We start from the raw sequence: 21,285 nt of genomic DNA, 5'->3' as shown, positions 1-21,285 counted from the left end.
GTGAAACGGCATCTGACCAAAGTGAAAAGCGCCAAGCAGCTCACCGTTACCTACTTCTCGGTTATCGCCTTCGCTATCATTACCCTGCACTTTTCACTGCTTGATGCAACGCTGGAAGACTTCGAGTATATCAATGCGACCAATAGGCTACTGCATGCTAAAGCAGTCGCAGAAGAAGTGCTGCAAGATCAATCTGACATCGATCATTTCGCTATTCCACCATTCACCCATGCATATCTGGATACGCAATTGCTCCCTTCGCAAATTACTATCACCGACAGTTCACCCAGAGAGAAAACATTTGAGCTGAAAGCGACGGATTCAGACGAAACAGAGTATTTTGCGCTGGTGACCACGCTGAGTATTGGCGGTCAAAACAAAGAACTTTACTTACTTTTTTACGACGATATTTATGAGGTCAGCGAAGAGCAGATCTTCCTGAACCAGTTAAAGCAACTCGGGATTTCTATCCTGCTACTTGTTATTAGTTTTGCTGTCGTATTCAAAGCGTCCGATCGCTTGACCAATCCATTGACTCAGCTGGCCAACGATATTGATTCGCGCAATGCCAATGATCTGTCTCCGATTACTCCCCCAGCAGGGATCACATCACGTGAAGTCCTTCAACTGGTGGATAGCTTCAACCTTTATGTCACCCAAATACAGGCACTGCTCGATCGCGAACGGTCATTTAATCGCTACGCCAGCCATGAACTACGAACTCCTCTTATGGTCATGAAAGGTGCAATATCCCTACTTGGCCACTCAAATGATCCAATGTTCATAGCCAAGCAACAATTGCGCTTACAACAAGCAAGTACAGAAATGAATGACTTCGTCACGACCTTACTGTCGCTGACCCAAGAGGAAGATCTTGATAAGGTGTCGACCAGGCAAGTTACCCCAAAAGATATTCAGGATATTGCCGAGGCTCACTCTTCGTTACTGTCTGGTAAGTCTGTCAGGTGGCATGTTGAATCATCAGGGCCAATAGATATTAAGATGCCGGAGAATGCATTCAAAATTCTAATGGGCAACCTAATCAAAAATGCATTTGCTTATACCGAACAAGGCCATGTCATCATTCGCATGACGCCAACCTCGCTCTCTGTAGAAGATACGGGGATGGGGCTGGAGAACAGTGCCAACACTAAACAAGGGTATGGTTTAGGACTATTGATTGCCGCTGATATCTGTCGTAAATATCAATGGCAACTCAGCCACCAAACCAATCAGCATCAAGGCTGCACCGCAACTATCTCGCTGTAGAAACACGGAAAACCCAACGCTTAGATAGCGTAAAGTTAACCACCATCCCTAACAAAATCCCAGGGATCATTGCGATATATGGCCACCATATTGCAGTATCAACCGGTATCAATGACGAGATGGCCTGTTCAACACCGCTATTGAGCAAAAACCAGTAGCAGCTCCAGTTTGGTAAAAAACCTATGCTTGATGCGCTCAAAAACTTCATCCACTGCTTAACAGGGCGCTCTTGCCGTACACGTTCAAAAGTAAACTGCCGATTTAACCACCAGTTAGAACTTGCCGCGACCCAAAACGCACTCCCTCTTGCCACCTCAACAATAACAAAGTGAGAGAGCAAATACGTAGCAGCAACATCGATCAGAAACCCACAGCCCCCAACGAGAGCAAACCTTAAAAAGTGTATATTTTTCAATGAACTCACTTATTTTAACTCCAAAGCCACCGACTACGAACTCAGGTTAGCAATGGTAAGGTCAAAAAAAAGTCTAATTTCAATTGGCAGCAATAGGAAAACACTTTTTTTTCACTCATTGTAGGTATAATAGCGCCAGTTTAATTCTCATCGGTAACTAACGGAAAACTATGAGCAAAGTGTTTACCTTCCTAAAAGGGATGGCTATGGGAGCGGCTGATGTCGTACCAGGAGTCTCTGGCGGAACAATCGCATTTATTACAGGCATTTATGACACGCTTCTTGAAAGTATTCGACGCGTTAACCCAAGCTTGATTGGCCTTTGGCGTAGCGAAGGCTTCAAGGCAGCCTTCGATCACATTAACGGTACTTTCCTGATCCTGCTGCTCTCGGGGATCCTGACTAGCATTTTTACTCTTGCTAGAGTCATTACCTGGATGCTTCATACACACCCTATCCCACTGTGGTCATTTTTCTTTGGCTTAATTATTATCTCAGTGATCCATATGTTCAAACAGATCACTCACTGGGGGGCATCACGGATCATCGCTGTTATTGCCGGCGCGCTTTTCGCCTACGGCATTACTGTTCTTCATCCGCTTACGCTTGAGCCAACTTACATTAACATCCTACTTGCCGGTTCTATTGCTATCTGTGCAATGATCTTGCCAGGCATATCCGGCAGCTTCATTTTGTTGCTACTGGGTATGTACACACCGATTCTTGCTGCAGCTAAATCTCTGGATATTGTCACTTTGGGCTTGTTTGCTTGTGGCTGTGTCATTGGTCTTCTTACCTTTTCGCACATCTTGTCGTGGGTATTGCGAAACTACCGCGATATCGCACTCACATTCCTAACAGGGTTAATGCTTGGCACCCTAAGTAAGATTTGGCCTTGGAAAGAAACATTGACTTGGAGAACCAACTCCAGCGGCGAGCAAGTTCCACTGATTGAGCAGAACTTATCGCCTTTCAGTTTTGAACATGTCACAGGGCAACCCGCTCTACTTGGCTATGCCGTTGCTGCCATGTTACTGGGAATCGGCATTGTGTGGGGCCTTGAAAAAGTCGCTGATAAATAATCATTTTCTAACGAAACAATAACCGCAATATGGAAAGCATCTTTAGCTTATTTGACTAAAGGTGCTTTTTTTATAAGCAGTTGTAGCACTTACAAAAAAGCCGCCTACGAATGGGCGGCTTTTGACAATGACGATACTTACTACAACGAGTTTACTACCGTATTTTCATTGGTTCACAAGACAGTAATTAGTAGTGCTGGAACATCTTCTGAACGTCTTGATAATCCTGGGTTTGTGTCAGAGAAAGCATCAGAAGAATACGGGCCTTCTGAGGGTTTAGAGAACCAGCCGCTACGAATCCATATTTATCATCATCCACTTCTGCATCCAAGGTTGTCGAACCTGAAGGCGTACGCGAACTACGCACAACCATGGTTCCATCTTTACTTGCCTTTGCTAGTTCATCAAAAATGGTATGGTACATGTTACCGTTACCCACCCCAGCGCTGACGATGCCATCATAATTCGCTTCCATCATGGCTTTTACCGGTAACGCTGTTGCATTGGCATAGTTATATACAATACCCACCTTCGGTAAGCTCTCAACCTTGGAAATATCAAAAACAGTTTCTGTTGTATGCATGCGCTCAGGACTACGCTGATACTTTACATCACCATTGTGGATGTAACCCAATGCACCTGTATTTGGCGATTGGAAGGTATTAACGGCTGTTGTATTGGTTTTAGTGACGTCGCGTGCATCAAATACCGTATCATTCATGGAAACTAACACACCACGGCCAGTCGATTCAGGATCTGTCGCTGTAACAACGGCGTTGTACAGGTTCACTGGACCATCTGCGCTCATTGCCGTTGAAGGTCGCATTGCACCGACAAGTACGACAGGCTTGTCACTCTTTACAGTCAGATCGAGAAAATAGGCTGTTTCTTCCATAGTATCAGTACCATGGGTAATGACGATCCCATCAACATCGTCTTTTGCTAGCAGTTCATTGACGCGCTTAGACAATGTCAGCCACACTTCATCATTCATATCTTGCGAGCCAATACTTACAACTTGCTCACCGGAAATATCAGCTAGCTTTGTCATCTCTGGTACAGCTTCGATCAATGCTTCAACGCCAACTTTACCGGACGTATAATTTGATTCAGTACTAGACTGACCCGCACCGGCAATTGTGCCACCTGTTGCTAAGATCTGAATATTGGGTAAATCACCAGCAAAACTCATTGAGCTTAGAGACATACCTGCTAAAAACATACATACAGAAACAGCATTCTTCTTCATTGCTAACACCTTATGGATTTTTATTTCATTATTAAGTCAATGAATAAGATACTATTCTAAATTGATATTACTTTTGTGGTATACATCACCTTTTATAACATCAAAAAAGTGATCTCAACTACACATTTTGCGACTGCGCTCAATAAGTTAACTGATTTTCTAAACCTTACATACAGTTGCTAATAGCCAATCACATCATTAACAACCATCCACCTAGACAGCCTTTCATCAGTATTACTCCCCTCACAATTTCAACATCCGTCTAATTTTATTAACCTACTCAGTGATAACATTCACAAATCCTTGCAAATTATACAGATGAGATCGACTGTGATACGCAGAAAACGTTACAGATATGTGTTCCTTGCTCTGCTCGTTTTTTGGGCGAGTTACCTTTTTTTCCGCTTCATCTACCCTGAACTCAAAAACACAGGGGTTGAGCTATCTACTTACTTAGATAACACCTTCCCACCCGAGCATTGCTCATTGAGCAATACCTCTTGTGAAACAGAAGGGCGAAGAGTCGTACTGGATAGAGCGACGATCAGACCAATGGAAGCCACCAAAATACACGTTGAGTGGCCATCTTTACCGCGAGAAGCCGATACTATTGAACTAACCTTAGAAGGAAAGGATATGCTAATGGGAGTATATCGGCTGAATTTAAAACGCCAAGCTGGTAGTGACCACTTTTCTGAAGAGTTATTATTGCCGTTCTGTGTATCTGATGAAATGATATGGCAAGGTAAAATCACGGCCACTCCTTTCAGCTCACAACAACCAATCTATGTTTCTATAAGGATGATAAAGTGAAATATCAATGGATGATACTCGCATTAGCCTTGACTGCAGGGCTTATTACTAGCGTGATTGTTGATCGCCACTCTCCTGCTGGACAAAGCAGTGAACCTATCAATCTTCTGAGAAGTGGCAAAGAACAGATAGATTTGTATGACCTTAATGATCAGCGAATCCGTGTTATCTACTTCGGTTACACCCACTGCCCAGACGTATGTCCAACGTCGCTGGCGGTATTGTCTGCGGCCTTGAAACAGATAGATGATCAAAAAACAAGCAAGCTTTGGCCTATTTTTATCACGTTAGATCCAGAGCGGGACACGCCAGAAAAGAGTGCGCAATATGCTCAGTACTTCCATAAAAAAATTATAGGAATGACAGGAAATGCTGATCAGACGAAAGCATTAGCTGAAAAATATGGCGTGTTATACATGCGAACTGAACTAGAAGGTTCGGCATTAGAATATGCGGTAGATCACAGCTCTTACTTTTATTTCCTTCATGCTGATGGCACCTTAGTTGAAAAAGTACAACATACCCTGAACCCGAATATTTTAATCGACGCTATCAACCGAATTCTTGCAAAAGATAAGGTACCTGTATAAATAGTGTATTCCGCGCAAATAAACCCGTCCAGGCGGGTTTTCTCATCTTTGAGAGAAAAAAATATCACTCTTTCTTCACTTTAAGCAGCAATTTGCGCAACATCTGCCATAATGAATTTGCCGACTGGAACTTTTAACAAACAGTCTGTAGTGGCAAACAAAGGAGAAGAAAGAAAAATGAACCGTTCATTATCTATCCTTACCGGTATTATTCTGAGCGCAACACTTATCGGTTGCTCTAGCTCAGATGAAGTTGACCAAATGCAGCAACTAACCAATAAAGTTGATATGCTCTCTGATCAGGTAGGCGCATTACAAAGCCAGCAAGATCAAATGGCTGGTGCAGTTAACGATGCTCGTGCGGCATCTGACGCGGCATACCAGGAAGCAATGCGAGCTAACCAGCGTATTGACAATATTGCTAGTTCCTATAGTAAATAGATCTAAAGAGTGGTGCTTCTCGCGCCACTCTTTATTTTCTTTAGGCCCTAACCACTTCCAAAAAGCTATACCCTTTCCCTCTTACCGTTTTTATATGTTGTTTTGGTAACCCTGATTGAACTATTTTGCGACGAATGTTACTTATATGCATGTCAAGATTCCGATCAAAAGGGCTCAATTCTTTCCTTAGTACCGATTTTTGCAGTTCCGCTTTTGATACAACTATTCCATTATGTTTGACAAGGTACTCCAACAACTCACTTTCGGTCCCAGTGAAAGGTATTCGCCGTAGGTGTTCCATAATACTAATATCAGTAGTGCAATGAACTCCCCGCTGCTTTTCTAGGCCGACCCGTCGCATTGTTGATTTAATTCGAGCGAGCAACTCGGGGGCTTTAAATGGTTTCGCCATATAATGATCGGCCCCTGCTTGTAGGCCATCAAGCAATGAAGACTCATCCCCCAGAGCCGTTAGCATAATTATTGGCGTCGCAAAACGTTGGCATATTCTACGCGCCATCTGCATGCCATCTATATTCGGTAACATGACATCTAAAAGCACCAGATCTACTGGCTGTTCCTGAAGGTAGGCAAGGCCTGTATTTCCACAATACTCACAATGAACATCATACCCTTCTTCCTCAAGTACTTCCTGGAGTAACTCACAAAGAACAATATCATCATCTACAACAAGGATCTTAGACACAATACATTACACTAATTATAATCATTATCATTTAATAGCATTATCATTCCTCTTCTCCTCCCAATCAAGAGCATAATTAAGCCAGCATTCGTTAAATAGGTCCAAATCACCTAGCAGCCCTATTTTCTATAGCGCAATAGCGAAATTGAGCCATATCAAAAAGCTCTATTTTTCATGACTTTTTTGTGTTTTTTTCATGAATCGAGGTATTGACTTTACCGTAGCCAGCATGAGTATTAGCTCTCAACCATTTCCCACAGAGTTACTCACAAGTTTTGTGGATAATAAAGTTATCCACAGCGTCCAAGCCATTATCCACTCTCACATCAAACCGGAAATATAACGGCCCTTCCCCCCCCCAAAAAAAAACCCACAATTAGCACTAAAAATGGCACTCTAACAAAACAAAAAGCATCAAATGCTTATTTATCACATCAAACTCAGCAGCAAAGTATAAATAACTAATATAGAAGCCGAACATAGTTACCAAACATCAAAAGAAATCGTTTTCATACTCTCTACAATCTTTCACACACTCCAAAAACACACACAACCTAGACAATTAGAATATAACCTTTATTTCCTCCACCTTATACATAACCACACCCCCATAAAAACGTTTGCCAAGCTTAATACGAATGAAAGCAACAAATGGTAAGTCACTGATTATTAATTAAAAATAACAGCACCAAACTTAAAAAAACAAAGGAGCGAAAAAATACAATTGACAGCAGTATTTTATCCACTAAAATACGCGCCGTTTAACTGTAAAACAGAACTATTATTTTAATGACGTTTGAGGTGTATCAATGGCTGGAGATAACAATTACAGTCTAGGGGCTGTGCCGCAGGAGGCACGCAAAGGAGTGGCTTCACTTACAATGGTGATGTTAGGTCTGACCTTCTTTTCAGCCAGTATGTGGACAGGAGGCACATTGGGAACCGGACTCTCCTATGATGACTTCTTCCTCGCTGTTCTTATTGGTAACTTAATCCTCGGTATTTACACTTCATTTCTCGGCTACATCGGCGCTTCATCTGGTCTATCTACCCACCTTCTTGCTCGATTCTCTTTTGGCTCTAAAGGCTCCTGGCTTCCTTCTTTACTTCTTGGCGGTACACAGGTCGGTTGGTTCGGCGTTGGTGTTGCCATGTTCGCGATTCCAGTTCATAAAGCGACAGGCATAGACACCAATATTCTTATTCTGATCTCTGGCCTGTTGATGACAGCGACCGTTTACTTTGGTATCGCGGCGCTAATGATACTCTCTGCTATTGCGGTACCCGCTATTGCTCTTCTTGGTGGTTACTCTGTCTTCGAAGCAGTCGGCAGTACCGGAGGCATCGACGGCCTTAAAGCCATTACACCTGAAAACCCTATCGAATTTTCGACAGCACTGGCATTGGTTGTTGGCTCCTTCGTTTCAGCAGGTACGCTGACTGCCGATTTTGTTCGCTTTGGTAAAAGACCCATGGGCGCCGTCATGGTGACCATGACAGCCTTTTTTATCGGTAATTCTCTGATGTTCATCTTCGGAGCTGCTGGTGCTGCAGCAACCGGCCAGTCCGATATCTCTGAAGTGATGATCGCACAAGGATTACTCATTCCTGCGGTTATTGTTCTTGGCTTAAACATCTGGACGACCAACGATAATGCGCTTTATGCTTCTGGCCTTGGTTTCTCAAACGTAACGGGCTTACCGAGTAAGTACCTTTCAATGGCTAACGGTCTAATTGGTACTCTGTGCGCACTTTGGCTATACAATAACTTTGTTGGTTGGTTAACCTTCTTGTCGGCGGCTATCCCTCCTATTGGCGGGATTATCATTGCAGATTTCTTGAAAAACCGTCATCGTTACAAGGATTTCGCAAATGCCGAATTCAAAACAGTAAACTGGGCCGCAATTATCGGTGTTGCTGTTGGTGTCGCAGCCGGCCATCTCTTGCCTGGCGTAGTTCCAATCAATGCGGTACTAGGTGGCGCTATCAGTTACCTTATTCTCAATCCGGTGCTAAATCGCGAAGCCAATGCTTGTGTAAGCAACGTGTAAGGACAATTAAGATGCAAACCTCAAATATGCTAATAAAAAACATCACTCTCAAAGGCAAGGATGGCCTGCATCAGATTCTGATTAACGACGGTATATTTCACTCAATCATACCAATGAATGAGCAGATTGACTTTACTGGCCATGTCCTTGACGGTGAAGGCGGCATGGCTGTAGCACCGTTCTGTGAGCCTCATATCCATTTAGATACAACCCAAACTGCGGGTGAGCCTAGCTGGAACATATCAGGTACCTTGTTCGAGGGTATCGAGCGCTGGGCGGAACGTAAGTCCATGCTTTCTATTGAGGATGTGAAAACACGCGCCAAACAGACACTAAAATGGCAAATCGCTAATGGTGTACAGCATGTACGTACTCATGTTGATGTATCCGACCCAACACTTATCGCACTCAAGGCCATGCTTGAAGTGCGTGAAGAAATGAAAGAGTGGGTTGATATTCAGATTGTGGCTTTTCCGCAAGAAGGTATTTTGTCCTACCCTAACGGTAAGGAACTGCTGGAAGAAGCGGTCAAACTGGGAGCGGACGTCATCGGCGCAATCCCGCATTTCGAGTTTACCCGCGAATATGGCGTAGAGTCTCTGCACTATGTGTTCGAATTGGCGCGTAAGTACGATTGCCTTATTGACGTTCATTGTGATGAAATCGATGATGAGCAATCACGCTTTGTGGAAACCCTGGCCGCACTGGCGCATAAATTCGAAATGGGTGAGAAGGTAACGGCTAGCCACACCACAGCCATGCACTCATACAACGGTGCCTACGCGTCTCGATTGTTCCGACTTCTGAAAATGTCTGGTATCAGCTTTGTTGCTAATCCACTGGTCAACATTCACCTGCAGGGCCGCTTTGATGACTACCCAAAACGTCGCGGTGTGACCCGAGTAAAAGAAATGCTGGCATCAGATATCAACGTCTGCTTTGGCCATGATGATGTTTTTGACCCATGGTATCCACTCGGTACTGCCAACATGATGCAGGTCCTGCATATGGGGCTACATGTTTGCCAAGTGATGGGTTACGACCAAATCAACCAATCTCTGGACTTGATTAGCACCAACTCTGCCACAACGCTTAATATCCAAAACCGCTACGGTATCGAACTAGGCAAACCGGGTAACTTGCTTATCCTTCCTGCTGAAAACGGCTTTGATGCAGTGCGCCGCCAGGTACCTGTTCGTTACTCAGTCAGAGCAGGTAAAGTGATTGCAGAAACGCAACCGGCTGTTACCCACATAGAACTAGGTAACGGCCAGGAGCCGGTCACTTTCCGCCGTTGACGAAAGCAGCCACCCCGCTTTGCTCAAGCTGGGGTGGCAGTTTGTTTTATCTAAAAACAGTCTTTCTTACTGCCCTACCTTCATAGAGCCTTTCTAAATTCTCGACCTTCTCAACAAGGCCAAGCCAAGTAACACACCAAGCCAGACGAGCGTAGTACTACCGCCACCGCTTTTCTTAAGGGCACAGTTATTGGGACTGATCCCTTCAACATTCGGATTGCAGTCTTTATTAACCTCGTCCTCTTTGCCAGAGCCGCTACCTGAACCGTCGGAGTCGGCGTCGCCAATAAAGTCGGGATTTGATATCGGCGCATCAGGTATGGTACCAACAGTTTGCTCTATCCAGTCATAATATGTGCCGACCCGCGCATAGAAACCCGGCCTAAGGTACGCCCCGCATAGTGGACTGCCCAGAGGGCCTCCGCTCACCACACCAATCTGCACCCAACGATCATCGGGATCTTTTGCCAATAACGGGCCTCCGCTATCCCCTTTACATGAGTCCGGCCCGTAACCTTCGGAATTACCATCTTGGTCGAATACAAGATCAGGCGGCAAAGCACAGACCTTGGTCTGGTTGGCAGGGCTGTCTAAGATATAATGAGCATCGTTACCTAACTCTAACCGGTTAAAACACTCTGTCGTTGGTAAAAACGAAAGCTTAGCGGCCATCAACCTATCAGCAATGCCGGTTCCGTCTTTATTCGTCGAGCCCCAGCCTGATACCAGTACATTTTCAGGTCTTATCGTATCATCCCATTGCTCATCAAGCAGATTCTGAATATCACTGGCCATATCACTGGTTGCCAGCGTTACCGGTGAAATTGCATCACTTGGAAAACTCCCTTTTATCCGGAGCAATGCGATATCGTTATCCAGCGCGAGACTAAGCACTTCGATCGAGGTTGAACCATCGCTTCCGATCGTGACTTTAATCTCCGGATCTGGCGAATATTTCGGGTAGACAACGACATGAGTTACTGGATAAAGATGGGCTAGCTCGGTGACCTCGGTGGTGAGACTGCCGACCATTACGGCTAACTCATTAGGAGGTACAACACCGTATTTTCCGCTAGCCTGTGGCTGCACGACACAATGTGCCGCCGTTAATACCCAATTTTCGTTAACAACGCTGCCACCGCAAAAATGAGACGTATCCTGGGTCGTATTTCTCACCGAAGCCATCCATGAATAATCCTCACTTGGCTTAACCGGTTTACCACCGACAACATAACTTGATATATCCGATGCAAAACCTCCCCCTGCGACAAACAAAGGGACCAAGGCTAGTCCTTTAAACCACTGCTTTTTCATTTTAATCAACTCTGCGATGTAATTTTATGCTTCTGATTACGCTAACAAAAATAATTACACAACGTTGATATCAAAAATATCTTTTGCGATGCATGTAAAGAAACGAATCCGTAATCATGCAACAGCAACTCAAGAGTTTTAGCTATGTATAAATATTAGAAACGAGACCGGCCCGCTTTTAATAGCTCCACTAATAATACAGTAACGTGTTCGACCTACAGTCCTATGCTCGAACAGCTGACACGCTCAATATCAAAATCAGTAAATGTGTCACCCAGTAGCTCGGCTGCTAGCTTCGGATAGAAGCCATTATCATAGGCGCGTTTAACATCTCCCATATCGATCGTAAAGAGTTTTATACCAAGTTTGCTAACATCATCCGGTACACACACCGTAGAGCTCCCCGCCCCCAAACACACCTCACCAGTAGTATCAATAATACCGCAGTCGGTATCTTCGATATCAATTGCCAATGTACCAAGCTTGCTCGTTAAGGTTGCTTCCGAACCGCTTGGAAACTCATCCGGCAAGGTGATGTTATAGTTATTTTCTATGCTATCTATCTGAATATATTTTGCATCTTCACCCGCCATATTTATCTCAGCGCCGGTGATCGCAAAGACTTCAGCATTACCCGAAACAGTATTGACCACATCTTCATCGTCACAACCTAAAAGTGCCAGTATCGGTAGTAAAAAAAATACTTTATTCATAGATAATTCCATCATTATTTCTATAAGCCATTGTATATGCTCTTTGATCTTAGTCGCAAAACAATAACAACTCATATATATTTATTGCATTAAATTCACTTTCGACTTTCTGAATGCCTGTTTTTTACTCGTAATTAAGTGAAATAATGTGATCTTGATCTTGATTCCTTTTCTTCTCAGATTTAAGTGGCATAATAAACAGAACAATCACCTGTATGGTTACATCCACCATTACACTTCCATGGAATATTCCTATGAGCATTGAATCGATCGTTAAAGAGCGCTCTGGCGCTAAATGTGAACTATGTAGTTCAGAAGACAACCTGAGCGTTTATGAAGTACCAGCGTCTCCTGATCAAACAGCTGGTAGCTGTGTGATGGTATGTGGTACTTGTCGTACAGAAATCGAAGATGCTGAAACTCTGGATCAAAACCACTGGCGTTGCCTTAACGACAGCATGTGGAGCCAAGAGCCTGCGGTTCAGGTCATGGCTTACCGTTTGCTAAAGCGTCTTTCCTCAGAAACTTGGGCGCAAGATTTACTCGATATGTTGTACATGGAAGAAGACATGATCGAATGGGCAGAGAAAGGCATTGCCCTTGCTGAGCTTGACGCGATTAAAACCGTTGACGTGAACGGCACACCTCTTCAGGCTGGTGACAACGTTACAATCATTAAAGATCTACCAGTAAAAGGCTCAAACCTTGTGATCAAACAAGGTACCGCGGTACGTGGTATCCGCCTAACCGACAACCCGTTGCACGTTTCAGGTAAAGCGGCTGGTACTAATATGGTTATCATCGCTGCATACTGCAAAAAAATGTAATTCGATTGGCAGCCATACCTTGGCTGCCCTTCTTCCTCTTCATTCTGTCATTTTTCTCCTCCTCCCCCCCTCATTTTATTCCAAACACATTTGCCCTATCGCAAAAAACATGTTTAGATTAGCCTTATATTCAGGCATTTAAGCCAGAAAACTGCTTTTAAGAGGTCAATATTCATATTGACTCTTTTTAAAATTTAGTCCGTTAGTCGGGGAGCCGAGCGCTGAGACCACGTAGTGGGACCCGTTGAACCTGATCCATTTAATAATGGCGTAGGGAACTAGCTGCACTGCCCCTTCTCGTACCTTTCAAGGTTCGATGGCATTGGCTACCTTACGTCTTTAATAGAGGTAACTATGCCAATTTCATCAAAAACCCCCATTACCCTTACTATCGCTGGTTCTGACAGTGGTGGTGGTGCTGGTATTCAGGCCGATATTAAAGCTATTTCAGCCACTGGCGGTTATGCTTGCTCGGTAATCACCGCCTTAACAGCACAAAACACCCAAGGTGTAACCGGCATTCTGGGTATTGATCCTGCCTTTGTCGAACAACAACTGGATGCTGTTTTTTCTGATCTTGATGTTAAGGCAGTCAAAATTGGTATGTTGAGCGATGCCAATATCATCCATATGGTGGCCAGAAAGATACGTCAATACCAGCCAAAGTACTTGGTCATCGACCCGGTAATGGTAGCGACAAGTGGTGATCTTTTGCTGGAGCAAGATGCCATCTCAACGCTTAAATCAGAGTTGCTGCCTCTTGCCGATGTCATCACCCCTAACCTTCCGGAAGCTGCAGCTCTTATCGGCGCAGACCTCCCTGAAACTGAACAGCAAATGTCTGACATGATTTCAGCACTGCGTGCTATCGGGGCCCGCTCAACCCTGCTCAAAGGTGGCCATCTCGAAAAAGACGCCTTCAGTACCGATCTACTCATTCTCGAGACTGACGTCATTCGCATGAGCACACCACGTATTGCGACTCGCAACACCCACGGTACCGGATGCACACTATCAGCAGCCACCGCTTCTTTCCTTGCCCAAGAGTACCCGCTAGAGCAAGCGGTTCGATGTGCGAAAAGCTACATCACCCAGGCTATCGAGCATGCAGATGAGCTACAGATCGGCTCAGGACACGGACCAGTAAACCATTTCTTTGCAGGCCATTTCAAACCTGAATAAGCATGGAAGCTAAACAAGTAATGAATAACACTCTTACCGCTGACAAAGTTGTTGGGATGACCGTCAATGTTGAGCAACTAACGCTTCAATATAATGATGCAGAGCACCCACTGTTCAAACAGCTCGATGTTACGTTACCAGCAGGAAAATGGACCTGCCTGCTGGGTAAAAGTGGCTGTGGTAAAACGACCCTGCTTCGTCATCTTGCCGGTTTACTCGAAGATAATGTGACTTGGCATGGCCGTATCACTTCCAGCAATGCATTGCCACTTGATGGCAACCTTGCCTACATGGCGCAGCAAGATCTGCTGTTGCCATGGCTAAATGTCGTCGACAATGTCTGCTTGAGTACCCGCTTTGGTTCGTCAAAAAAAGCCGATAAACAAAAGGCGGCAGTACTACTCGAAGCGGTAGGCCTCGCGGATAAATCAGATGCGATGCCCAGCCAACTGTCTGGTGGTATGCGTCAGCGTGTGGCGCTTGCTCGTACCTTGATGCAAGACAAACCCTTGGTGTTAATGGATGAGCCTTTCTCTGCATTAGACGCGGTTACGCGCCATAAATTACAGTCATTATCTGCAACCCTGCTTGCAGGTAAGACTGTCTTATTAATCACCCATGATCCCCAAGAGGCGCTTCGCCTTGGCCATTACATTTACATGATGACAGGCTCTCCAGCATCAATTAAACCATTGCCAGCACCGTCGAATACTCCACCTCGACAGTTTGATGGTGAGATCGCATCCCTGCAGCAAGGGATCATCAACGAACTGGAGAGTGACTATGTCTGATCAATCCATGTCGTCCAAATTGCAGAACCCTTTGCTGGATCAACATGCGGCTAATCTACAAGCGAGTAAAGGCGTTCAGTCTCTTGTCGCGAAGCAGATATTACGCTTTTTAGTTAGCGTTACGATTATCATGGGGTTATGGCAAGCCAGCGTCGTCATTTTTGAGCTTCCCGCCTTTATTCTGCCTGGGCCTGTTGCCGTCCTCACCAAACTTGTCGAACGTGCAGATGTACTTTGGCACCATACACTAGTGACTGGAACCGAAGTGCTCTTTGGCCTGCTTCTCGGTTTGGCGATGGGGCTATTTTTCGCCCTTCAAATGCTTATCTTCGAGCCTTTAAGACGCTGGTTATTACCGATTTTAATCACCAGCCAAGCCATACCGGTTTTTGCCATCGCTCCTATTCTGATGCTTTGGCTAGGTTATGGTATGGCATCCAAAATTGTCATGGCCGCTTTGATCATCTTTTTCCCCGTCACCACCTGTTGCTATGACGGCCTTCGTCACACACCTAAAGGCTATTTAGACTTGGCAACCACCATGGGGGCAACGCCTTGGCAACAGCTGTGGCAAATTCGCCTGCCTGCTGCGTTACCCGCTTTAGCATCGGGTATACGAGTTGCAGTCGTCGTCGCCCCCATCGGGGCTGTGATTGGTGAATGGGTGGGCTCTAGTGAAGGGCTGGGATATTTGATGCTACAAGCCAATGCTCGAATGTTTGTCGATGAGATGTTCGCTGCTTTGTTTATCTTGGCTTTTTTCTCAATCAGCCTGTACTTCATTACCGACCTTTTATTAAAAAAAGCCATTCCATGGCAAAGCCAATAGCGGGATCCGAAAAACGGAACGCTTTCTCCGCTCATCAACAAGGACATAGAATGAAATCCACTTTGTTTAAAGTAAGTAAACCGCAACTTATTGCTGCTACAGCGTTATTGCTCGCTTCTTTCAGCGCTTCAGCTACAGAGAAAGTAACCCTGATGCTGGACTGGTTCGTAAACCCCAACCATGGCCCGATAATCCTTGCCAAAGAAAAAGGATGGTTTGCTGAACAAGGCTTGGATGTCCAAATTCAAGAGCCGGCGGACCCTAGCGTCCCCGATAAATTAGTCGCTGCCGGTCGTATTGACCTGGCAGTATCATACCAAAGCACATTGATTTCCAGCATCGCGGCGGAGCTACCTCTGGTACGCTCAGCAACGTTAATTTCAGGTCCATTAAACTCACTGATTGTGCTGGATAAATCAGATATTAAGTCACTGGCCGATTTGAAAGGAAAAAATATCGGTGTAGCAATTGGCGGTAACGAAGACGCCACTATCGGAACCATGCTCCGCTCTGAAGGCGTTGACATGGACAGCGTAAAGATTATCAATGTTGGCTGGGCGTTATCTTCTTCGCTAGCCTCAGGGAAAGTGGATGCTATTTGGGGTGGTCTACGTAACTTCGAGCTTAACCAGTTAGCAATCGAAGGCTATAACGCAACAGCGTTCTTCCCAGAAGAGCATGGCGTACCACCCTATGATGAGCTGATTTTTGTTGCAAACAAGCATAAGTACAACCCTGAAACCATTAACAAGTTCAACACTGCCATCGAAAAAGCTACGGTCTATCTAATCAACCACCCTGAGCAAGCATGGAAAGAATTCGCCGCTTACTCACCTGATACCTTAAATAACGATCTGAACCGCCGAGCCTGGGAAGATACGTTGACCCGCTTTGCCCTACGTCCTGGTGCCGTAGAGCTAAAACGCTATGACGAATATGCTGAATTTATGAAGCAGCACAACATCATAAAAACGCTGCCAAATGCCAAAGACTACGTGCTGACATTTTAAGCATTATATATTTACGCTCTAAGGACACACCATGAACTACCAAGACCTGATCAGCGACTGCCAGCAAGACTGGAATGATTATACCGAGCATGATTTCGTTAACCAGTTAGCGATGTCATCGCTGAACAAGCATGCTTATTTGCACTATCTCAAACAAGATTTTCTATTCCTCAAACATTATGCACGCGCTTATGCTTTGGCGATTTTTAAATCAACCACTCTTGAAGAAATGCGTGAGCCCTTACCTAGCCTCACCGCTCTGCTAGAAACGGAGATGTCACACCATGTAGAGTACTGCTCAACATGGGGATTAACCGAAGCCGATATGGAGGGAGAGTCTGAGGATTTCGGCACTGTCAGTTATACGCGCTATGTATTGGATACCGGGATGGCAGGTGACCGTACTGACCTGTTCGTTGCACTGGCACCTTGTGCAATTGGCTACGCCGTGATTGGCAAACGCCTTGCCAGCTGGCAGCATACACTCTTAGAAGGTAACCCGTACAGGAGTTGGATTGAGCTATATAGTGGTGAAGATTTCCAAACGGCTGTTGATGCGACAATCCGCAGACTTGACAACATGCTAGAAGAAATACCGCTACACAGCCAACGTGGACAACGTTTGTGCGAGATTTTCAAAACGGCAACCCGTATGGAAGTCGCCTTCTGGCAACAAGGTCTGAATGCCGCAAAATAGATAAAACAAAAAAAGCCCTGCTTTTAGACAGGGCTTTCTCACCATTCATCAAAAGCTCTATCCAGAGTTTAGGCCAATAGATGCTCCCTAAAGCCTAGTTCGACTAACTGTTCAAATGCTTGCCACACTTCATCTGGGATCTCTTGTTCTACAGAATATCCATAGGTCGGGTATACTTTGATCCGCTGTAAATCGCCTAACATGACATTAATCATATCGCTGTACGACAATGTCTCGTTTGGGTATTCATCAAAGTCAATTTTCGGAGAGGTAACCGCTACCTTTTTACCCGGCCAGTTCTGCTGAAAAGTTGCATAGGCGCGTCTTTCCATAAATGGCTTTTGAACAATAATCAGACTCTTTGGGTTTAAGCCCTTAGTTTCAAGTAATGCACGGGTGAACTGAACATTCTCGCCCGTATTTGTCGATTGAGGCTCAACTAATATCGCTTGCTCTGGTACACCCATATCCAACGCCACTTCAGCAAATGCTTCGGCTTCAGAGCCTTTAAACATACCTCGCGTTAACTCACCTTCGCCACCAGAAAATACGATATATGGAGCGAAGCCATCGAGAAACAATTTTGCCGCATGTTCTGCCACTCGAATATCGTTGCTACACAATACAAAGATACAATCACTAGGGAAGAGTGTGTGGTTAAGGTGATGATAGTTCCACACTTTTGTTGCTAAAGCATGCACATTTGATGGCATTGCAATCTCCTTATTGCTGAAAGGCGAGAAGCTGCCTGATAAACAGACAGCAAGTAAGGATATCATGAAGGCGTTCGATGACTATTGGGTGACAGCCATCACTTTCCAGCGAAACAGATTAGCGCAACCACCATTCCGGAGTCAGGGTGCAGCTCTTGTCACCCAACATTAGCCACCCCTGCTCTGCTTCAATCGTTAATTGAAGGTTCATTGAACGTTCAACCATGCCCTCAAGCTCTGCTAGGGTCTCATCATTGAAGAATACCACGGAAATATTACCGTACTGGCTGACTTTGGCCTGATTCTGCTTCCACCACACCGGTGCCGCATGATCACCATATGCCACAATGATAACCTTTTTTGCTTTATGAGCGGCTTTCTTCAATCGCTTCTCATCCGGCAACCCCAAGTCAACCCAAAGCTCGATGTCATCAGTCAGGCTTTTCTTCCACAATGCTGGCTCATCAGCTTCACAGAGCCCTTTAGTAAACTGCAGATCCTCATCCGCATTGAAACCCCATGCAACCAGTCGAAGCATCAGGCGTTGCAACGTTTCTGATGGATGGCACGCCAGTGTATGCTGCTTATCGATATACACATGACGGTCAAGATCCGCAACATTGAACTGGGCTTTGTAAATAGTGGCTTTAAGTGCCATAAGAATGTCCTGGGAAAATAAAAAAATAATATAAAAATGATAAGCGCAGTGTAGTTTGAACCAAGAGAAGGTTCAATTTCAATTGACTAACAAACGCCCAAAAGTCGCTGAAGAGGCATATAAAAGTTAAAAAACCACAATTAATATACATTTATACGTGGCATAGCCTGCTGTAGTTCATTCTTTAACCAAGCTAAAAACACTGACACTTCGTGCGACTATCTGCTCCTTGGTTCGCTTAGGTAACCGCTTGATACGATATTCAAGCTGCATCGCTGATCGCTTGTCGCCAACACACTCCGACCAGACAAGCTGCAATGGCCCCTTTCCTTTTAAGAATTTAGCCCCCCGCTTGGAAGACTGGTGCTCATTAAACCGCCTTTCAACATCTGTTGTGACACCACAATACAATTGATTTGCTGCCGTCCTAATTAAATAGACCGACCAATTGCCAACTTTCTTCGATGTATTATCGATATTCATAGGCTGATCGCTCTGCTTATCGGTCATGCTTTTGAGTACCTTTACAAAAAAGCCCAGCGATTGCTGGGCTGAAGTTAAGCAGATGCTATTGAACACTTATGAGGTCAAAGATTCAAGCAGCTCTTTTAGTTCTTGTACTTCTTTTTTGAGCTCTACCACCTCGTCTTCCAATGCCGTCAAACGCTCTGATGTTGGCGAAGAAGGCGATCCTGAAGCAACCTTCTGGCTTTGCTGTTGCAAGGCTTCGATATCTACCTCACCACTAAGCAAGTGCATATAACGAAAGTCGCGTTTCCCCGACTCTTTCGGCAACTTCACAACAAACGGCCCTTTAGGGTGCTCTGATAGTTTATCGAGTACTGACTCAACTTCCCTCACATCAGAAAAGCTGCAAAGTCGGTTGGTACGTGTGCGTAGTTCGCCCGGAGACTGAGCACCGCGCAGCAACATTACACAAAGAATCGCTTTTTCTTGCTGGCTGAATTGGAAGGTACTGAACTCAGTATTGCAGAAGCGATGCTGGTACTTTGCAACACGGCTACCTGTTCCAGCGGTAACTTCTTGAATAACTCGCTTAGCTTTTAATGCCTCTACCGTATCTTGCACCGTGGCGTCATCTAGTGACATCACAGGTTCACGGTTGCTCTTTTGATTACAAGCTGTCGTCAATGCATTCAGTGTTAATGGGTACTGATCAGGTGTAGTCACCTCTTTCTCAAGCATGCAACCTAACACACGCGCTTCTGTTTGCGAAAAGCAAATATCCATGATCTTCCCTCACCTTTTTTCTTATTTACAATACAAATTCCATTGAGCATAGACGATAACAAGCCTGCATCGATACCACGGATTCACTGCTACTCAAGAGAGTTTATACTGCTTAGCCGCAGATTATCATTGCGGTTAGTTACAGCAAGCGATGATAAGGTTATTTGGCCGTAAAACAGCCAAATGACGCATGGTAAAGTACAAAGTGTTAACTAGGTCAAAGAATAAGGAGAGAAGAAGGCTTCAGGGCCTAGGTAAATTCAGCAGCAACAAATCGGTTCCGGCCTTGCTCCTTAGCTTTATAAAGTACACGGTCAACAATTTGGTACATGTTTTCTACGGTCTCCAGGCCCGTTGGCACCCAAGATACCATTCCCTGGCTAACGGTAACGATTTCAGCCGTTGATGATTTTGAGTGGGGGATTGCAAGCTGCTGTATACATTCTTTAAGCCGCTCACATTCACGTACCGCATGTGTTTTGTCACAATTACTCAGGGCGATAACGAATTCTTCACCACCGTAACGTGCCGCAAGTTCCCCGGCTCGGCTGAAGTTTTTCTTGAGCTCAGACGAAACAGCTTGCAAGCATCGGTCCCCTTCAAGGTGACCATAATGATCGTTAAACAACTTGAAGTGATCGACATCTAGCATGATGAGAGTAAATGGAAAATTGTTTCGACCATGCCAAGAGATAAACTCTGCGAGTTTCACATCAAGGTAGCGACGGTTCGCCAATTTGGTAAGGCCATCTTCATTGACCTGCTGTGATAGCTTCTCATTCGCTAGCTCAAGGCTTTTGGAGGTATCTTTAAGTTGATGACGCATATGGGCTATACGCTGCATCGCTTTTAATTTTGCCGCCAGCACTATCTTATTTACCGGCTTTACAATGTAGTCATCCCCGCCCATATCAATGGCTTTAGCAATCATCTCTGGCTCATCATGACCGCTAAGAAAGATAATCGGCACCCACTCAGGATGTTTGATTCGAATCTGCTCTGCCACTTCAGTACCACTCATATCCGGCATACTGACATCAAGCAATAGCAAATCAGGATCAAACAGCGGATATTTTTCTATGGCCTCATGACCTGAAGCGACGGCTTCAACAACATGTCCCAGTCTCTGTAACCGCATAGCCAGTTGCATTCTTTCAAGATGCACATCATCAACCAGTAATATCCGCATCGCTTCCATTTAAGCATCCTATTGATATATTGACTATTCCTTAACCTATTTATAGCACAAAATAACTCGCCATTTCGTTATCTTCGATAACTTTGTACAACATGTTAGGCAATCATTATCGCCCTCTAAGTTCAAACAAGAGCATATGCCCTTTTATCCCTCTATAAGGCTTTTACAAACCAAACGGCCTAAATAGA

At 44.8% G+C, this 21,285-nt stretch carries 23 protein-coding genes and 1 riboswitch; of the genes, 13 read left to right on the top strand and 10 right to left on the bottom strand.

All coding sequences use genetic code 11. The annotated features are described in order from the left end of the window. Nucleotides 1-1,269 carry a sensor histidine kinase gene (locus C9I99_RS02860; RefSeq protein ID WP_243734296.1) on the top strand — a complete coding sequence of 423 codons (1,269 nt, stop codon included), beginning with the start codon at nucleotides 1-3 and terminating at the stop codon, nucleotides 1,267-1,269. Here the strand turns inward: C9I99_RS02860 and C9I99_RS02855 are convergent. Then, on the bottom strand, nucleotides 1,256-1,693 hold the full coding sequence (locus C9I99_RS02855; RefSeq protein ID WP_208113337.1) for a GtrA family protein: 438 nt from the start codon (nucleotides 1,691-1,693) through the stop codon (nucleotides 1,256-1,258). The two genes, C9I99_RS02860 and C9I99_RS02855, sit on opposite strands and share 14 nt — an antisense overlap. Nucleotides 1,694-1,854: 161 nt before the next feature. Between C9I99_RS02855 and C9I99_RS02850 the strand changes: the two genes are divergently transcribed. Continuing rightward, entirely contained in the window at nucleotides 1,855-2,766 is a 912-nt protein-coding gene (locus tag C9I99_RS02850; RefSeq protein WP_107347324.1) for a polyprenyl-phosphate transporter, read from the top strand. 187 nt (nucleotides 2,767-2,953) lie between these two features. Here the strand turns inward: C9I99_RS02850 and ansB are convergent, their stop codons facing one another. After that, nucleotides 2,954-4,015: an L-asparaginase 2 gene (gene ansB / locus C9I99_RS02845; RefSeq protein WP_107347323.1), complete on the bottom strand. Its 1,062-nt coding sequence runs from the start codon at nucleotides 4,013-4,015 to the stop codon at nucleotides 2,954-2,956. Nucleotides 4,016-4,567: 552 nt separating this feature from the next. On the opposite strand from ansB, the gene C9I99_RS02840 reads away from it, so the two are divergent. The 3 genes from C9I99_RS02840 (at nucleotide 4,568) to C9I99_RS02830 (ending at nucleotide 5,859) form a co-directional block, all read left to right on the top strand. Next, nucleotides 4,568-4,828, top strand: coding sequence for a hypothetical protein (locus C9I99_RS02840; RefSeq protein ID WP_107347322.1), 261 nt, complete (start codon nucleotides 4,568-4,570; stop codon nucleotides 4,826-4,828). Then, nucleotides 4,825-5,418 carry an SCO family protein gene (locus tag C9I99_RS02835; RefSeq protein ID WP_107347321.1) on the top strand — a complete coding sequence of 198 codons (594 nt, stop codon included), beginning with the start codon at nucleotides 4,825-4,827 and terminating at the stop codon, nucleotides 5,416-5,418. The genes C9I99_RS02840 and C9I99_RS02835 overlap by 4 nt, the downstream gene beginning before the upstream one ends. A 177-nt stretch (nucleotides 5,419-5,595) precedes the next feature. Further along, nucleotides 5,596-5,859: an Lpp/OprI family alanine-zipper lipoprotein gene (locus C9I99_RS02830; RefSeq protein WP_036821101.1), complete on the top strand. Its 264-nt coding sequence runs from the start codon at nucleotides 5,596-5,598 to the stop codon at nucleotides 5,857-5,859. 40 nt (nucleotides 5,860-5,899) lie between these two features. On the opposite strand, the gene C9I99_RS02825 is transcribed toward C9I99_RS02830, so the two are convergent. Further along, nucleotides 5,900-6,565 (bottom strand): response regulator transcription factor, encoded by a 666-nt coding sequence (locus tag C9I99_RS02825; RefSeq protein ID WP_107347320.1) that lies wholly within the window; start codon nucleotides 6,563-6,565, stop codon nucleotides 5,900-5,902. Between the two features lie 809 nt (nucleotides 6,566-7,374). On the opposite strand from C9I99_RS02825, the gene codB reads away from it, so the two are divergent. Beyond that, nucleotides 7,375-8,616: a cytosine permease gene (codB, locus tag C9I99_RS02820; protein WP_107347319.1), complete on the top strand. Its 1,242-nt coding sequence runs from the start codon at nucleotides 7,375-7,377 to the stop codon at nucleotides 8,614-8,616. A gap of 11 nt (nucleotides 8,617-8,627) precedes the next feature. Continuing rightward, a complete protein-coding gene (locus tag C9I99_RS02815) occupies nucleotides 8,628-9,914 on the top strand; it encodes a cytosine deaminase (protein ID WP_107347318.1) in 1,287 nt (428 codons plus the stop codon). 93 nt (nucleotides 9,915-10,007) lie between these two features. On the opposite strand, the gene C9I99_RS02810 is transcribed toward C9I99_RS02815, so the two are convergent. Together C9I99_RS02810 and C9I99_RS02805 are read right to left on the bottom strand one after the other, a co-directional pair. Beyond that, nucleotides 10,008-11,228, bottom strand: a complete 1,221-nt coding sequence (locus C9I99_RS02810) for a S1 family peptidase (RefSeq protein ID WP_107347317.1) — start codon at nucleotides 11,226-11,228, stop codon at nucleotides 10,008-10,010. 215 nt (nucleotides 11,229-11,443) lie between these two features. Further along, nucleotides 11,444-11,941, bottom strand: a complete 498-nt coding sequence (locus C9I99_RS02805; protein ID WP_107347316.1) for a hypothetical protein — start codon at nucleotides 11,939-11,941, stop codon at nucleotides 11,444-11,446. Between the two features lie 254 nt (nucleotides 11,942-12,195). Here C9I99_RS02805 and C9I99_RS27380 point away from each other — a divergent pair, with 254 nt between their 5' ends. The 6 genes from C9I99_RS27380 to tenA all read left to right on the top strand — a co-directional run bounded on the left by C9I99_RS27380 (nucleotide 12,196) and on the right by tenA (nucleotide 17,277). Further along, nucleotides 12,196-12,768: a PhnA domain-containing protein gene (locus C9I99_RS27380; protein WP_107347315.1), complete on the top strand. Its 573-nt coding sequence runs from the start codon at nucleotides 12,196-12,198 to the stop codon at nucleotides 12,766-12,768. Nucleotides 12,769-12,965: 197 nt separating this feature from the next. Then, nucleotides 12,966-13,062: riboswitch (TPP riboswitch) on the top strand. A gap of 60 nt (nucleotides 13,063-13,122) precedes the next feature. After that, a complete protein-coding gene (gene thiD / locus C9I99_RS02795; RefSeq protein ID WP_107347314.1) occupies nucleotides 13,123-13,950 on the top strand; it encodes a bifunctional hydroxymethylpyrimidine kinase/phosphomethylpyrimidine kinase in 828 nt (275 codons plus the stop codon). Nucleotides 13,951-13,970: 20 nt separating this feature from the next. Further along, a complete protein-coding gene (locus tag C9I99_RS02790; RefSeq protein WP_107347833.1) occupies nucleotides 13,971-14,741 on the top strand; it encodes an ABC transporter ATP-binding protein in 771 nt (256 codons plus the stop codon). Beyond that, a complete protein-coding gene (locus C9I99_RS02785) occupies nucleotides 14,734-15,570 on the top strand; it encodes an ABC transporter permease (RefSeq protein ID WP_243734295.1) in 837 nt (278 codons plus the stop codon). Before C9I99_RS02790 ends, C9I99_RS02785 begins: the two co-directional genes overlap by 8 nt. A 50-nt stretch (nucleotides 15,571-15,620) precedes the next feature. Beyond that, nucleotides 15,621-16,580: an ABC transporter substrate-binding protein gene (locus tag C9I99_RS02780; RefSeq protein ID WP_107347313.1), complete on the top strand. Its 960-nt coding sequence runs from the start codon at nucleotides 15,621-15,623 to the stop codon at nucleotides 16,578-16,580. A 31-nt stretch (nucleotides 16,581-16,611) separates the two neighbouring features. Further along, nucleotides 16,612-17,277, top strand: a complete 666-nt coding sequence (gene tenA / locus C9I99_RS02775) for a thiaminase II (RefSeq protein ID WP_107347312.1) — start codon at nucleotides 16,612-16,614, stop codon at nucleotides 17,275-17,277. Nucleotides 17,278-17,345: 68 nt separating this feature from the next. On the opposite strand, the gene C9I99_RS02770 is transcribed toward tenA, so the two are convergent. The 5 genes from C9I99_RS02770 to C9I99_RS02750 all read right to left on the bottom strand — a co-directional run bounded on the left by C9I99_RS02770 (nucleotide 17,346) and on the right by C9I99_RS02750 (nucleotide 21,097). Next, nucleotides 17,346-17,990 carry a YdcF family protein gene (locus C9I99_RS02770; RefSeq protein ID WP_107347311.1) on the bottom strand — a complete coding sequence of 215 codons (645 nt, stop codon included), beginning with the start codon at nucleotides 17,988-17,990 and terminating at the stop codon, nucleotides 17,346-17,348. A gap of 118 nt (nucleotides 17,991-18,108) precedes the next feature. After that, complete coding sequence (locus C9I99_RS02765; RefSeq protein ID WP_107347310.1) at nucleotides 18,109-18,648, bottom strand: YaeQ family protein; 540 nt, start codon at nucleotides 18,646-18,648, stop codon at nucleotides 18,109-18,111. A gap of 177 nt (nucleotides 18,649-18,825) precedes the next feature. After that, nucleotides 18,826-19,158: a GIY-YIG nuclease family protein gene (locus C9I99_RS02760; protein ID WP_420849218.1), complete on the bottom strand. Its 333-nt coding sequence runs from the start codon at nucleotides 19,156-19,158 to the stop codon at nucleotides 18,826-18,828. Nucleotides 19,159-19,227: 69 nt separating this feature from the next. After that, a complete protein-coding gene (locus tag C9I99_RS02755; RefSeq protein ID WP_107347309.1) occupies nucleotides 19,228-19,899 on the bottom strand; it encodes a YceH family protein in 672 nt (223 codons plus the stop codon). A 250-nt stretch (nucleotides 19,900-20,149) separates the two neighbouring features. Further along, a complete protein-coding gene (locus C9I99_RS02750) occupies nucleotides 20,150-21,097 on the bottom strand; it encodes a GGDEF domain-containing response regulator (protein WP_107347308.1) in 948 nt (315 codons plus the stop codon). Between the last annotated feature and the right edge of the window lie 188 nt (nucleotides 21,098-21,285).

The organism is Photobacterium lutimaris, from assembly GCF_003025555.1.
Lineage (GTDB): Bacteria > Pseudomonadota > Gammaproteobacteria > Enterobacterales > Vibrionaceae > Photobacterium > Photobacterium lutimaris.
Note: the sequence above shows the minus strand (reverse complement) of the source record. Positions and strands in the feature narration are given on the sequence as shown.

Excerpts from the sequence above, each read along its gene's own strand:
- C9I99_RS02790 (WP_107347833.1), top strand. The coding sequence starts at position 13,971 with ATGAATAACACTCTTACCGCTGACAAAGTTGTTGGGATGACCGTCAAT.
- ansB (WP_107347323.1), bottom strand. The coding sequence starts at position 4,015 with ATGAAGAAGAATGCTGTTTCTGTATGTATGTTTTTAGCAGGTATGTCT.
- C9I99_RS02785 (WP_243734295.1), top strand. The coding sequence starts at position 14,734 with ATGTCTGATCAATCCATGTCGTCCAAATTGCAGAACCCTTTGCTGGAT.
- C9I99_RS02750 (WP_107347308.1), bottom strand. The coding sequence starts at position 21,097 with ATGGAAGCGATGCGGATATTACTGGTTGATGATGTGCATCTTGAAAGA.
- C9I99_RS02850 (WP_107347324.1), top strand. The coding sequence starts at position 1,855 with ATGAGCAAAGTGTTTACCTTCCTAAAAGGGATGGCTATGGGAGCGGCT.
- tenA (WP_107347312.1), top strand. The coding sequence starts at position 16,612 with ATGAACTACCAAGACCTGATCAGCGACTGCCAGCAAGACTGGAATGAT.
- C9I99_RS02780 (WP_107347313.1), top strand. The coding sequence starts at position 15,621 with ATGAAATCCACTTTGTTTAAAGTAAGTAAACCGCAACTTATTGCTGCT.
- C9I99_RS02805 (WP_107347316.1), bottom strand. The coding sequence starts at position 11,941 with ATGAATAAAGTATTTTTTTTACTACCGATACTGGCACTTTTAGGTTGT.
- C9I99_RS02830 (WP_036821101.1), top strand. The coding sequence starts at position 5,596 with ATGAACCGTTCATTATCTATCCTTACCGGTATTATTCTGAGCGCAACA.
- C9I99_RS02765 (WP_107347310.1), bottom strand. The coding sequence starts at position 18,648 with ATGGCACTTAAAGCCACTATTTACAAAGCCCAGTTCAATGTTGCGGAT.
- C9I99_RS27380 (WP_107347315.1), top strand. The coding sequence starts at position 12,196 with ATGAGCATTGAATCGATCGTTAAAGAGCGCTCTGGCGCTAAATGTGAA.
- C9I99_RS02840 (WP_107347322.1), top strand. The coding sequence starts at position 4,568 with ATGGAAGCCACCAAAATACACGTTGAGTGGCCATCTTTACCGCGAGAA.
- codB (WP_107347319.1), top strand. The coding sequence starts at position 7,375 with ATGGCTGGAGATAACAATTACAGTCTAGGGGCTGTGCCGCAGGAGGCA.
- C9I99_RS02815 (WP_107347318.1), top strand. The coding sequence starts at position 8,628 with ATGCAAACCTCAAATATGCTAATAAAAAACATCACTCTCAAAGGCAAG.
- C9I99_RS02755 (WP_107347309.1), bottom strand. The coding sequence starts at position 19,899 with ATGGATATTTGCTTTTCGCAAACAGAAGCGCGTGTGTTAGGTTGCATG.
- C9I99_RS02810 (WP_107347317.1), bottom strand. The coding sequence starts at position 11,228 with ATGAAAAAGCAGTGGTTTAAAGGACTAGCCTTGGTCCCTTTGTTTGTC.
- C9I99_RS02760 (WP_420849218.1), bottom strand. The coding sequence starts at position 19,158 with ATGACCGATAAGCAGAGCGATCAGCCTATGAATATCGATAATACATCG.
- C9I99_RS02770 (WP_107347311.1), bottom strand. The coding sequence starts at position 17,990 with ATGCCATCAAATGTGCATGCTTTAGCAACAAAAGTGTGGAACTATCAT.
- thiD (WP_107347314.1), top strand. The coding sequence starts at position 13,123 with ATGCCAATTTCATCAAAAACCCCCATTACCCTTACTATCGCTGGTTCT.